The sequence below is a fragment of the Vibrio harveyi genome, assembly GCF_030060435.1.
GTDB classification, from domain to species: domain Bacteria; phylum Pseudomonadota; class Gammaproteobacteria; order Enterobacterales; family Vibrionaceae; genus Vibrio; species Vibrio harveyi.
Genome location: NZ_CP125876.1, coordinates 23,370 through 36,075 on the forward strand (window position 1 = coordinate 23,370; position 12,706 = coordinate 36,075).

13 protein-coding genes are annotated in these 12,706 nt (G+C 45.2%); 4 read left to right on the forward strand and 9 right to left on the reverse strand.

Going from position 1 to position 12,706, the window contains the following annotated elements; all coding sequences use genetic code 11:
• Nucleotides 1–96 precede the first annotated feature (96 nt).
• Nucleotides 97–261 (forward strand): YqaE/Pmp3 family membrane protein, encoded by a 165-nt coding sequence (locus tag QMY49_RS16555; RefSeq protein ID WP_005453437.1) that lies wholly within the window; start codon nucleotides 97–99, stop codon nucleotides 259–261.
• A gap of 154 nt (nucleotides 262–415) precedes the next feature.
• Nucleotides 416–1,444, forward strand: coding sequence for a dihydroorotase (gene pyrC / locus QMY49_RS16560; protein WP_005453436.1), 1,029 nt, complete (start codon nucleotides 416–418; stop codon nucleotides 1,442–1,444).
• Nucleotides 1,445–1,566: 122 nt separating this feature from the next.
• On the opposite strand, the gene QMY49_RS16565 is transcribed toward pyrC, so the two are convergent.
• Nucleotides 1,567–2,472 carry a DUF808 domain-containing protein gene (locus tag QMY49_RS16565; RefSeq protein WP_009697135.1) on the reverse strand — a complete coding sequence of 302 codons (906 nt, stop codon included), beginning with the start codon at nucleotides 2,470–2,472 and terminating at the stop codon, nucleotides 1,567–1,569.
• 174 nt (nucleotides 2,473–2,646) lie between these two features.
• Here QMY49_RS16565 and QMY49_RS16570 point away from each other — a divergent pair, with 174 nt between their 5' ends.
• Nucleotides 2,647–3,564 carry a M14 family metallopeptidase gene (locus tag QMY49_RS16570; protein WP_005453433.1) on the forward strand — a complete coding sequence of 306 codons (918 nt, stop codon included), beginning with the start codon at nucleotides 2,647–2,649 and terminating at the stop codon, nucleotides 3,562–3,564.
• Here QMY49_RS16570 and QMY49_RS16575 read toward each other — a convergent pair.
• A complete protein-coding gene (locus QMY49_RS16575) occupies nucleotides 3,559–4,347 on the reverse strand; it encodes an AraC family transcriptional regulator (protein WP_005453431.1) in 789 nt (262 codons plus the stop codon). The genes QMY49_RS16570 and QMY49_RS16575 overlap by 6 nt on opposite strands.
• A 98-nt stretch (nucleotides 4,348–4,445) precedes the next feature.
• Between QMY49_RS16575 and QMY49_RS16580 the strand changes: the two genes are divergently transcribed.
• Nucleotides 4,446–5,354, forward strand: a complete 909-nt coding sequence (locus tag QMY49_RS16580; protein WP_009697137.1) for a DMT family transporter — start codon at nucleotides 4,446–4,448, stop codon at nucleotides 5,352–5,354.
• Nucleotides 5,355–5,407: 53 nt separating this feature from the next.
• Here QMY49_RS16580 and QMY49_RS16585 read toward each other — a convergent pair whose 3' ends face one another.
• Genes QMY49_RS16585 through QMY49_RS16615 form a run of 7 tightly spaced genes read right to left on the reverse strand, consistent with a single transcriptional unit; the run spans nucleotide 5,408 to nucleotide 12,701 of the window.
• A complete protein-coding gene (locus tag QMY49_RS16585; protein WP_005453426.1) occupies nucleotides 5,408–5,989 on the reverse strand; it encodes a hypothetical protein in 582 nt (193 codons plus the stop codon).
• 12 nt (nucleotides 5,990–6,001) lie between these two features.
• On the reverse strand, nucleotides 6,002–7,315 hold the full coding sequence (locus tag QMY49_RS16590; RefSeq protein ID WP_009697138.1) for a transglycosylase SLT domain-containing protein: 1,314 nt from the start codon (nucleotides 7,313–7,315) through the stop codon (nucleotides 6,002–6,004).
• A 26-nt stretch (nucleotides 7,316–7,341) separates the two neighbouring features.
• Nucleotides 7,342–8,106 carry a hypothetical protein gene (locus QMY49_RS16595; protein ID WP_283315509.1) on the reverse strand — a complete coding sequence of 255 codons (765 nt, stop codon included), beginning with the start codon at nucleotides 8,104–8,106 and terminating at the stop codon, nucleotides 7,342–7,344.
• The gene (locus QMY49_RS16600; RefSeq protein WP_005453420.1) at nucleotides 8,096–9,397 is read right to left on the reverse strand and encodes a hypothetical protein; all 1,302 of its coding nucleotides are present in this window, start codon (nucleotides 9,395–9,397) and stop codon (nucleotides 8,096–8,098) included. The genes QMY49_RS16595 and QMY49_RS16600 overlap by 11 nt, the downstream gene beginning before the upstream one ends.
• A gap of 18 nt (nucleotides 9,398–9,415) precedes the next feature.
• Entirely contained in the window at nucleotides 9,416–10,813 is a 1,398-nt protein-coding gene (locus QMY49_RS16605) for a hypothetical protein (RefSeq protein WP_017188683.1), read from the reverse strand.
• Nucleotides 10,795–11,973 (reverse strand): hypothetical protein, encoded by a 1,179-nt coding sequence (locus QMY49_RS16610; protein ID WP_009697140.1) that lies wholly within the window; start codon nucleotides 11,971–11,973, stop codon nucleotides 10,795–10,797. Before QMY49_RS16610 ends, QMY49_RS16605 begins: the two co-directional genes overlap by 19 nt.
• Complete coding sequence (locus tag QMY49_RS16615) at nucleotides 11,973–12,701, reverse strand: hypothetical protein (RefSeq protein ID WP_009697141.1); 729 nt, start codon at nucleotides 12,699–12,701, stop codon at nucleotides 11,973–11,975. Before QMY49_RS16615 ends, QMY49_RS16610 begins: the two co-directional genes overlap by 1 nt.
• Nucleotides 12,702–12,706 lie beyond the last annotated feature (5 nt).

The following is a 12,706-nucleotide window of genomic DNA, read 5'->3' on the forward strand; positions in this document are numbered from 1 at the left end:
ATAGTATTGACGAAACTAGGATTGCCAAGATGTGATATAGAGCACATAATTCGCCAACTTTTTGACACTATAGATAATCTATCCGGAGCATAGACCATGGATACTAATAAACTGATTCTAATTCTACTTTGTATCTTCCTTCCACCAGTGGCGGTTTACATGGAAAAAGGTCTAGAGAAAGACTTCTTCATCAACCTAATCCTGACTTTCTTCTTCTTCCTACCCGGCACAATTCACGCGCTTTGGTTGACGATGAAGTAACCAACTGAGCTCCTACCGTAAAGAAATGTGAAAAATGGGGTGAAATAGAACTGCAATTCCTCTATCATCCTGTCGCCTAAGCGCAAGCGTTTGCTCTTGAGGTAAATGCAGCGTTTAGGCTCCAAACATAACTTTTTAATGGTGGGAGCAATTAATGACAACACTGACTATTACTCGTCCTGACGATTGGCACGTTCACTTACGCGATGGTGAAGTTCTAAAAGATACCGTTCGCGATATTAGCCGTTATAACGGCCGTGCGCTGATCATGCCAAACACCGTCCCACCAGTGACCAATACTGAAATGGCATTAGCCTACCGTGATCGAATCCTTGCAGAGCAACACGGCGAGCAATTCGAACCTCTTATGGCGCTATACCTGACAGACAACACCACGCCAGACGAAATCCGCAAAGCCAAAGCAACAGGCAAAATTGTCGCAGCAAAGCTTTACCCAGCAGGTGCAACCACCAACTCTGATTCTGGCGTAACCGATGCAAAGAACATCTACCACGTTTTTGAAGCGATGGAAGAAGTTGGCATGCTGCTTTTGGTTCATGGAGAAGTGACTCACAACCACGTTGATATTTTTGACCGTGAGAAGGAATTCCTAGACACGGTTCTTGCTCCTATCGTTAACGACTTCCCTAACCTAAAAATCGTTCTTGAACACATCACGACGGCGGATGCCGCAAACTTCGTTAAGAACGCTTCTGATAACGTCGCAGCAACCATCACTGCTCACCACCTGCTGTTCAACCGTAACCACATGCTAGTCGGCGGCATTAAGCCTCACTTCTACTGCCTGCCAATCCTTAAGCGCAATACCCACCAACAAGCGCTTATCGAAGCAGCGACAGGCGGCAGCAAGAAATTCTTCCTAGGTACAGATTCAGCGCCGCACGCAAAAGGCGCAAAAGAATCAGCTTGTGGTTGTGCAGGTTCTTATACCGCACACGCAGCACTAGAACTTTATGCAGAGGTGTTTGAGAATGAAGGCAAACTAGAAAACCTAGAAGCATTCGCAAGCTTAAATGGTCCTGATTTTTACGGCATCGCTCGCAACTCAGACACAGTAACGCTAGAAAAAGCAGCTTGGGATGTACCAGAAACGATGCCGTTTGGTAGCGACATCGTTGTGCCAATTCGTGCAAATGAAAAGATTGAGTGGGAAGTGAAGTAATCATCTCCACGAAATAAAAATGGGTCATGCCACCATATTCGATATGGAAACGCATGACCCTTTTCTTTTGGCTCCTATAAAGCCTTATGTCTACTGTCTACTGTCTACTGTCTACAGAGTAATTATTTACCACGAACTTTCTCTACTAAAGTCCAAGCTGCAACCACAACCAAGCCAGCGATGACACCAATCACACCATTAAGCAATGTCGGCACAATCGCCGTCGCAATCGTATGACCACGGAAATCCATGATGATCGGTTCAATCAGATGATGAATTGCAGGCACGTTATGGACAACAATACCGCCCCCAACAAGGAACATTGCCGCAGTACCCACCACAGCAAGCATCTTCATCAACTTAGGCGCAAACGCCACTAACGCTCCACCTAGCTTGGCTTTCAGTCCTTCACCATTTGATGTGCGTTCTAGGTAAAAACCTAAGTCATCAAGCTTAACGATGCCAGCGACTAAGCCGTAAACACCAATGGTCATCAATACCGCGATTAAGCTGACCACAAGAATTTGCGTTACGATGCTTGAGCCTGTCACCGTACCCAAAGCAATCACGATGATTTCTGCAGAGAGGATAAAGTCAGTACGAATCGCACCGGCGACCTTTCTCTTCTCGTACTCTTCAACCGATTCTCCGGTATTGAGCTCTTCTTTCTTCTCTTCATGTTGGTGCGCATGAGGAAAAAGCTTTTCTAAGATCTTCTCAGCCCCTTCAAAGCAAAGAAACAAACCACCAATGAGAAGTAATGGCATGATCAGCCAAGGAATGAAGGCACTGATCAACAATGCCGATGGCACTAGAATCAGTTTGTTTTTAAACGACCCTTTTGCCACCGCCCAAACCACCGGGATTTCTCGTTCTGACGCTACGCCAGACACCTGTTGCGCATTTAGCGCTAAATCGTCGCCCAGTACACCTGCGGTCTTTTTCGCCGCCATCTTCGACATCAACGCGACATCATCCAATACAGCTGCAATGTCATCCAACAGTGTTAGTAAACTTGCTCCAGCCATTTATTTATCTCTTTTATGGAATTGAATAAGTAACAAAATGTAACACCAATAAACTACTCAGCAAAGTTATGATTTCGCAAAGAATAAGGTCACAAATTGTGTTTTCTATTGCCGTGGCTTTGAGACAGGACTAGTCTTGTCTTACCTTTCACGCACACAAAAGAAAAAGTATAGATGAAAAGCGGATACACTTACCCAATTGGTACCCCAGGTCAGTCATGGGGTGAAGCAGAACGTAAAGCTTGGCGTGAGCAACGTGACGTAAAACGTAGCTACCAAGAAGAAGTCGTGACCAAAATTGATGCTCTTCGCGAGCGTTTTGATGTTGAGCAATACGGCGCACTCTCTTACGACGAAGCGCGCTTCCCTCTGTTTTGTATCAAGACTCGTAACTGGGATGCTGCAAAACCGGTTGTTTTAGTAACTGGCGGCGTACATGGCTACGAGACAAGTGGCGTACATGGTGCGCTGAAGTTTGTTGATACGCAGGCAGAGCGTTATGCAGAACACTTCAATATTGTCGTTGCACCATGTGTCAGCCCTTGGGGGTACGAGGTGATCAACCGCTGGAATCCAAATGCGATTGACCCAAACCGCTCTTTCTACGCAAATAGCCCTGCGGAAGAGTCAGCTAACTTGATTAAGCTTGTTGCGACCTTAGGTGATGTTCTAATGCACATCGACCTGCACGAAACCACCGATTCTGACGAGACCGAATTCCGCCCTGCACTTGCAGCACGTGATGGTCTTGAATACATCGAAGGCATGATCCCAGATGGTTTCTACACGGTGGGCGATACAGAAAACCCGCAACCTGAGTTCCAAAAAGCCGTCATCGAGTCAGTAGCGAAAGTAACGCACATTGCACCTGCTGACGATAAAGGCGAAATCATTGGTTCGCCAGTGGTGCAATTTGGTGTGATTAATTACCCAATGGTGAAACTGGGTCTGTGTGGCGGCGTCACCAACTGCACTTACGGCACTACAACAGAAGTTTACCCAGACAGCCCGAAAGTCACTGATGAAGAGTGTAACGACGCTCAAGTTGCAGCAGTTGTAGGTGGTTTAGATTACGTGCTTACTCAGCTATAACAAGCGGTTCTTATATTGCTCCGGTGTAATGCCGGAGTATTTCTTAAACATGGCGATAAAAGGACTGGCCTGGTTGTAACCCAATGTCAACGCCACCTCTTTTACGGTTTGCCCCTTCCTTAACAACTCCATCGAATGCAAGTAACGCACTCGCAATCGCCACTCGGTAAAACTCATCCCTAACTCACTTTGGCAATGGCGAGCTAAAGTGCGCTCCGTGGTATGAACCTTTTCCGCCCATTCCCCCAAGCTAATTTCATCAGTTGGCGCTTCTTCGACGGCTTTAAGAATTGGCTCCAGATATTTGTTGTCTGTGGTTGGCAAAAAGTGATGTTCGACTTCTTGTTTGGCTAACTGATCCAACAAGACCTGAACGAGGCGTTTATCTTCTTCGCTCTTAGCAACATTAATATCACGCTGGCGAAAGTCTTCCACAATCGCCGAAACAATGGGCGTCACTTTGATCAAGCTCGTTTTGGATGGAAAGTGCTGAGTCAACTCTGGGTCGATATTTAACGAGCAGTATTCCAAAGGCTTACGATTATAACTGGTGTGACGGATCCCAGCCGGTACCCAAATCGCAAGATGCGGAGGCGCTAAGAAACGTGTGTCTTCCGCATCCATTTCTAGAATACCGCCACTGATCAGTTGAACTTGTCCCCATGGGTGGCTGTGAATGCGAGTTTCTGTATTCGACAAAAAGGCTTCAAAATTCATAAACACATCTGATGGTGCTCTATCGATTGATAATGACGGATGAAGATTCCTTGTGCTCTTTTTCAAATTTGTCTTCCTATCGCTTACGATGTCTTTCCAGAGATACTTTTCATTATAAAGACCTGTCAGACTAGCGCCATTAATTATTCTGCGATGAGGTTCTCATGGTTTATTTGCTTCCGTTTTTTACTGTCATGATTTGGGGTGGGAATTCCATCGTAAATAAAATGGCAGCAAGTGCCATCGAACCTAGCGCAATGAGTTTCTACCGTTGGTTTGTTGCTATGGTACTTTTAACGCCATTTTGCTTACCAGCAGTGATCAAACAACGTCATGTGATTCGCCCATACCTGGCTAAATTGGCTTTCCTCGCACTATTAGGCATGGTGCTAAACCAATCCCTAGGTTATTACGCAGGGCTAACGACGACCGCTTCTAATATGGCACTGATTACGTCTCTCGTTCCTTTGATCAGTGTTTTCTTGAGTGTACCTTTACTGGGCAAGTCGATTTCCATGCTGAGCGTGGCAGGTGGCGTGATTTCATTAGGCGGCTTGGCGTTTATGTTAGGGCACGGCGATATCACCTACTTCCTGCATCAAGATATGACGCAAGGTGACAGCTTGATGCTGCTGGCTGCGCTTTGCTACGCAATTTATTGTGTGTTACTAAAACGCTGGAAGATGCCTTTCAACAGTATGACTTTGGTTTACATGCAAGGCTTTTTCTCATTGGTTATGCTTGCGCCATTGTGGCTAAGCAGCGATCAACTTCTACCAAGCCAAAGCGCATTACCTTTAATTGCTTACGCTGGTATTGCCGCGTCTATCTTTGCTCCATTGATGTGGGTAAAAGCGATTGACTTGATTGGTGCTGACTCAAGTGCCATGTTCATGAACCTGATGCCTGTGGTTTCGGTAGCTCTCGCTTCAACCATGCTCGGCGAAGAAGTTCATGTTTACCACATCATTGGCGGTATGTTGGTTATCTCTGGCGTTATCTTGTCGCAAATTAAAGTACGCAGAAAAGGCAAAGTCATCGACCCAGAAGCTCAAACTGCAACGAGCTCATAGCAACTAAAAAGAAAAGAGCCATGATGGCTCTTTTCTTTTTGCTTTCATTTGGATTAAAGGGCTTCAGCCTGCTTTTCCAATTCTTTGCTTGTCTTTTGGCTCACAAACTCTTTGTATAGCGCCGCTTTATCCGTTGGATCAATATCCGTTCCTGCCGTTACAGCAGAGTTAAACATCTTTTCTGATTCAATCTTTGGCATGACTACTAGCGCACAAATTTGCTCTACACCACCAATTTCAACCAGTGATACTTGCTCAACTTGGCTCTTTTGAATTGAAGTATTAGTTATTTGCTTAGCGATTTGCTCAAAAGATGTGCCAGAGGTTTGACCGTCAACTGAGCTATCAATTTTTTGATAGTTCTTCTCTAACACACTGACTTTAATATCAAGGTTTTGCGCAAGCGTGTTACGTGCTAGAGAGATAGCGTGGTTACGATCAACAGAAAAGTTACCTGACGCCGTAACACAGTTTGACGCTGCAAAGCCATTCGCTGAAGTTGGGTTTAGTACCCAGCTAGGCACATTGCTGCCTTTGTTGGTTTCCACTTTCGCCGTGTTTTCAGAACCACTTTGACTCGCACAGCCAGATAAGATCACTGCGCTGATTGCAGCGGTAAGAATTTGATATTTCATCTTCAATTCCTTTTAGATAATTGAGTTGGACTGCGCATGATAGGTTTTCATTCTATCGTTGACCTTTTTGAGATATTTGCGAGTCTCGTTATAAGGTAAGTTCTTGATAAGGTGCTCATATACTTCATCAGAACTCATGGTATTGATTTTCTTAATCGCACTAGAAACACGTCGCTCACCAAATGCTTTGGCCACATTACCTGACCCGGTGTTGTAAGCCGCGATCACACTGTAAGTCGCACTTTGTGGGTCTTTAATGCCTTTTAGGTATCGACTCTGAAGAATTTTTAGATACGCCGTGCCAGTTTCGATATTCAAATTGGGATCGTATAAGTCATTCGCTTTCATCGGCTTATCTTTACCGCGATATAGCTTATTCACGTCATGACCAGCGGTTGTCGGCACGATTTGCATCAGCCCATATGCGGGCACATGAGATTTTGCTTTCGGGTTGAAATGCGACTCTTCGTGCATGATTGCCAAAACAAGTGCAGGCGGTAGTTCTCGCTTTGCACTTTCTTGTTGAATCGCAGGAAGGTACTGATTAGCGCGGTTCGCCAGTGATGATTTTGGAATCTTGACCTTATACTCAACAATCTTTTTAGGCTGTTGCTTTAGCTGCTTTTCTTGCAGAGCTAATTCTTGCTTCACAGCAGCAATGCGTTTTTCTTCCAGCTTCACCATTTGTTGTTTTTGCTGAACAATCACTTGCTCTTGCTTTTGTTCACTTAACACCGCACTTTTCTCAGCAGCAAAGATGTCAAGTTGACTCATTTGGCGCTCAGTTTGCGCCTCAATCTCTTTCTTCACCTCTTCGAAAGTCTTTGGTTCTACTTTAATTTCCTCAACGAAAACCATTGTGGGCTCAGCTTTTTTAGGTTGAGTTACACCAACTTCTTCAAACACCTTGGCGTTTTTCTCGATAACGGCATTGACGACTTCAGCTTCAACAACTGGAGCTTCGGCTTTTTCTTCTTCCGCAGGCGGTAAGTAGCTAACCGTAATCTCACCTTTCTCCAAATCAACAACGGTTCGTGCGTTATGTTGTTCGTCATAAACCACTACCACATCCGGAGAAGGTATTTTGGTATCACCCCATTTTTGAATAGAGGCTTTCTGTTTTTTGTCCCAGTCCGCTAAGTAAGCTTGCTGCCATTGATTGAACTCTTGAATTTGGGCGGCATACCATTGCTCAAACTCATCCGTATCATCAGCGGTTAATTGTTCGATTTCTTGGTCCAGTTCAGCAAAAGGATCATTTGCAAAACTTGGTTGCATCACAATTAGGTTTAACAACGCAGCCAGTGCGCAATATTTCAATTTCATAAATTGAGTTACCGTAATTTGTTAAATCAGAAATAAGAAGACAGATCTCCGACACTCTCAGCTTGTTGCTCAAACATTTGATCTTCAATGTCTATCACCAAACGCTCGCATTCTTTGCTTGAGCACAGCTTTGCGATGAACAAGCTTTCCTCAAGTTCTCCTTGCTCAAACTGCCATTGAGCTAGCCAGTGCTTGATTTCACTGTTGGAAATTGCGGAAACATCGACATACTGCTGATAGTAATTTTCAGCTTTGGTCACGTCTGATTGAGATAAGAGCAAGGTGACCAAACCTGCGGCATCCATCGCAACGCTAGGTTCTTTGATGATCAACGGTAATATCGGCTTGATGTGCTGGTACTGCTTGGTTGAGTAATACGCAACGGCATAGTTCAGCGCTGTGGTTTGGAGATTGGTTTTGTAGCCAGTATCATTCACATTCGCACGGCACTGAGCTTGACTCTTACTCACTGAAGAAAACTGAATATTGGTCAGTTCGTAAGTTAGACTCGCAAAAGGCCACGAATCTAAAGTTTCACGAATGAAACCACCTTCAAGCAACTTGTCTTCGTATTTTTTGCGAAGCTCTAAACCGAGCCCTTTACGACACAATGACTTCATTTGTTTCGTGGTCAGTTCATGCTGTCTTTTCACTTCAACTGACACTTCTGAGTCACTGGTTTTAAGCTCATAATCCGTGCCGTTGAACGACCAAGAATGAGAGTCGGAAGCAAAAACTGGTAGACCTAAAAGGCCTACCAGAACAAGCAAGTATCTGTGGTTACAGATCATTTGCGTTACTCACTTGACCAGATGGTCCTTGAGTATTGTTGCTTCCGTCAGTCAAACCGCCAGTTGTTGAAATTTTGTGGTCTGAGCTTGCGTTTTGACCTTCACGAACGCGCTTTTTGTTTTCTGCAGCTGCTTGCTTTGCCGTCGCCTCTAGAGAAGGGGCATAAACCGCAACGGCTAACATCCAGTCACCATCGCTACTCTTAAAGGTTTTAACAGAAACACCTGGAGGAACTTGACCCGCTGCAAATGACTTGTACGAATCAAAGCTCTTGATGTTGTTCATGAACGTGTGTTTGTCTTCTGCCAATACTTTCGCATCTGCTGGGTTAACGCTCTCAGGTGGGTACTCGAACTGTTCATTCTTCTCTAACTGGTTCTCTGTGAAACCACCTTCCCAGTAAACTTGTTCACCTTGCATTACTGCAATTAGACCGTTTCTCGCTTTTGCTTGCGCTTGAGATTTAGACATACCAAGCAGCTTGCGTTTCACGCTCTTATTCTTGTTGTCACGAATGATCGAAGAACCGAAACCAAGTACAAACGACTCGCCCGTTTCAGCGTTGGTAATCACTTTCGCACCAACAGGAGGCATCACACCCGCCTGCAGATCAGCGATGATTTGTTTGAAAATCACATTTGGTTCTGTAGTCTGAGTCAGAGCGCCCACTTTACGCTTCGTTTGCTCACGTGTTTTCGGCGTTGAAATCAAACTAACACGAACTAGGTTTTCACTTGGATCATCATACACATCGAACGTCACGTAACCTGCCAAAGCGCCTTTTACTGACTCAGCACAGTTATCGCTCATCATGCTTGTGGTGTTTGCCGCGCCTTCTGTCGCAGTATCAATCACATCCATGGTTTCGTTGATCGCTGTCGCACACATGTTGCTCATGCCTTCCATGTTTTCCACTAATTGCTTTTTCGCAATTTGGAAAGCTTTCATGTATGCACCACGCTTAGATAACAACGTCGCGTTACGGTTTTCGTAAGTTTCGTAGCTACCAGAACCCGTAGATAGAATACCGATACCCGAGCCAACTGCGATCATCTTAACGCCATCACCTTCGTCTTCGATCAGGCTTTGGTGAGCAACAAGTACCGCGGCTTTCGGGTCTGCCGCCACAACTAGATCACCCACCTCTTTTACGTCATCTGTATTTACAGCTTGTGTTTCAGAAGGTGCATCGGTTGCAGGAACGAGATCATTAAGGTCAAAATCTACATTTGCATGTGCAGAACCAAAGGCACTTGCTAGTACCAATGAAAGAAGTGTTTTTTTAAACATAAATATCCTGTAGAGGTCTTAAAGCACGTTGATTTGGTAATCGTTCAAAACACGTAGCTTGGACTGATAATTTGGCTGATGAATGCGCAACGTTGGCTGGATAAACTGAGCAAGGTCATTGGCGTTGTTTAATGAGCGAAGTCGGACAATAACCTTGCCAGAACGACTTTCAATCTTGATATCAGAAACGCCGTTAATCGCACTAAGCAAGGTATAAAGTTGACCTTGTTGACCCGCCGCTTTCGGCGTAAAGATCAATTCTCTAACCGGGCCACCACGCATTGCCATTTTTTGGACGGCGCTATGTAACGCTTGAGTCAGCATTTTCTGGTTTTGATCAACAGCCAAGTGCACTGACGCTAGTTCATTCAGCATCCCCTCTTTGTTAGGAAGGGTCATCAGTGTTGGATCGTTGTGCCAATTACCGTATTCATTACCCGCTCGGTCTAATAGCTTAGCCGCCAATTCCAACTGCAAGCCGGAAGGCGTCACTTTCTCTTTTTCTTGAACTTGAAGAATGATGGTTGCCTGCTCTGGAGTACCAGAGAGATCGAAGCCCATCTGAGCAAGAGAGCTACTGAACGTGGTTTGAACAACCGGAAGGTGCGCATCCACGTAAACGGCAGGTTGCCCTAAACTCTTGATAAGTTGAGCGATCTTAGCCTCAACCTTTTGGCGTTCAACAGACACATCGAGCGTCACGACAAGCACACCATTTGGTTTAGTTTGGCTAGAAATTTCGCTCCAACCAGTAATCATACCTTGCGATTGCATTGATAAGGATTGGACAGCCACATCATGCAAGTTAAAGTCATCACTGACCGCATTTGCCGACATGCTTGAATAGGTTTGCTGAAGGTAGCCAGATTTAACCATCACGCCCAAAACTTGGCTGATAGCACGACGAAATGCATCTTGCTCAGCCGCTTGGCGCGCACTTAAACCTTGCTTAGCGTTCGGGATACCCTCACCGATGACCACAACAGAAACCGTCGAGTCAGAACCCCAAACAATACCCTCGTCTGAGTCTTCTTCTGTTTGCGTTGGTGGCATAAGACGCACATTCACACAGGTATCATCGCCGTAGATCTCAGGTTGCCCAAAATCCGCAGTGATCATCCCTCTCTCGATTCCAGTTACTAACATTTCTCGAGCAGCTTGATTAAACTGTTCGTTGAGTAATTCGGAATCTTCAGAAGATAAAGAAAGTGAAACCTGCCCATTTAAAAACAGTCGCAGGTTATTGATCGCATCCGCTTTCGCCCCCTCTATCGCTAACGCACCACGACCATAGGCGCACCCCTGCTCAACAAGAGCCAGTGTTGACTGGCTCTTATCAAGTTCAAGCGCAGCTGCAGGTGCAGCCGAAAGCAATCCACCGAGGGTAAGACTAAGACTTATCCCTTTTGCGCCCATGTGCTGCGTTCCTTCATGAATTCCATCGGGACACCGACGCTAACTGCAAAGATTCGACGCTGACGATCTGGACGGTAAATACCCTGCTCAGCTTCGTCTTTAACTTGATCAGCAAGCTTACTGTCTTTCCAGCGGACAATTTTGCCTTGAGCACTTTGTTGGCTAGGGTTAACCGTCGCCACACCGATTGGCTCAACAAAACCTGCACTGTACTCAAATACAACCATGGTTTCATTTGGTAATACACCAGCATTTTGACCACGATCTAGCGAGATTCGGTCGCCTTTAATGCCCATAACTTGTGCTGTTGCTGGCATCTCTTTTAGCAGACGAGTTAACATGATATCGAAACCACGTGACGCCATTTCGTTCATCACAGAATCAACGTCTTTACTACTGGTGTAGTTAAAACCGCGGTAGTAGTCACCATTTGCGATTACGGTTGTGAAGCTTTCCTTATCACGAACATCAAAGTTAGAAACGCGGATCTTACCGATATTCGGGTAGCTCAGCTTTTCACGAGTGTACGGGTCAATAACACCCGTCGTCATTTCCATTGATGTTTGGAATAAAGACTGCGTAGAACCAAAGAGCATATCGCCAGTTTTAAGCACGTCGACCTTCATGATGTAGTCCGTCGATAACTTGTCACGACCACTCATTTTTTGTGCGACTTTTGCTGCACCTTCATCGGCAAGAATCTCTTCCATCGCCGCGTTTACTGACTTAGTGTCACGCGTCAAGATACGGAAACGGTTCACACCCGCAAATTGGTTTTCTAACGTGTTCTCAAGCGCTTTCGTTTCGAACTTACCAATACTTGAATGCATTGCATTGAATACATCGGCAGATTTGCCTTGAAGGTTCTCGCTAACGTCAGTTTGAACGTCACCGAAGTAAAGGCGAATAGTCTTTTTAGCTAACGGACAACGGCTGTCTTTCTCGTTTGCTTCGTAAGTACAGAATTGAAGACCTTGAGTGTTGAAGTATGCTGGAACTTCGATGTCACTGTTGGTGAATTCAAACGCTGACTTACCAATGATTAAAGACGAGTTGCCTGCGTTACTCTCAACTGCGTAAGTTTGTTGGCTGGGCGTGCTATTACACCCAGCCAAAACAAGACCAGCAGCGACAAGTGTTGCGATCTTTGAATATTTCATTACGACTTAACTTTCTCTGCTAAAACTTTGTCTAGGTTCTCTAGTTGCTCGATTGTGTTTTGGTCTAGAGAAATCATGTCGTTTGCGTCGTAAACAAGAAGAGAACGTGCTTTCATCTCGTTGTAAGCTTCAACAACTGGCACTTCTTCTTTTGCTTCTGCATCCGCTTCGCCTTCTTCTTCAGACTCGTTTGATAGGAAAGAAAGTGCGTTGCCTAAACCCGCCATTGCAGAATCTTGCGCAATTACTGCCGCGTTGTCTGAAGCAATAATTGCAATTTCAGCCGCCTCAAGCGCGATGTCTTTCGCTAGCTCAACGTTCTTGTCAAAGATTGAATCAGACGCCGCTTTGTACGCTTCAACTTGTGGGCGAATTTTCTTGTTTTCAGCTTTGCCTTCATCGAATTCATTCATCGCAACAAGAAGCTCTTCGTCACTCTTATCAGCATTGATCTTTAGGAAACCTGCTACGTCTGCATGCTTGTCTGCTAGTGTGCGGTAGTCTTGGAATACAGCACATTGACGCTCTTGAATCGACACCATCACTTTAGATACTTTGTCTACAGCGTAAGATACTGGTGTGTACTCAGAGCCTAGCTCAGTACAAGATTTAACAAGAGCTGCACTCATTTCGTTGCGGTCAACCGTCGCAGACTCCATACCTGGCATTGAAGAACAACCTGCTAGTGCGGTAGCAAATAGAGAAGCCATGACTGTTTTTTTAAACATTTCTG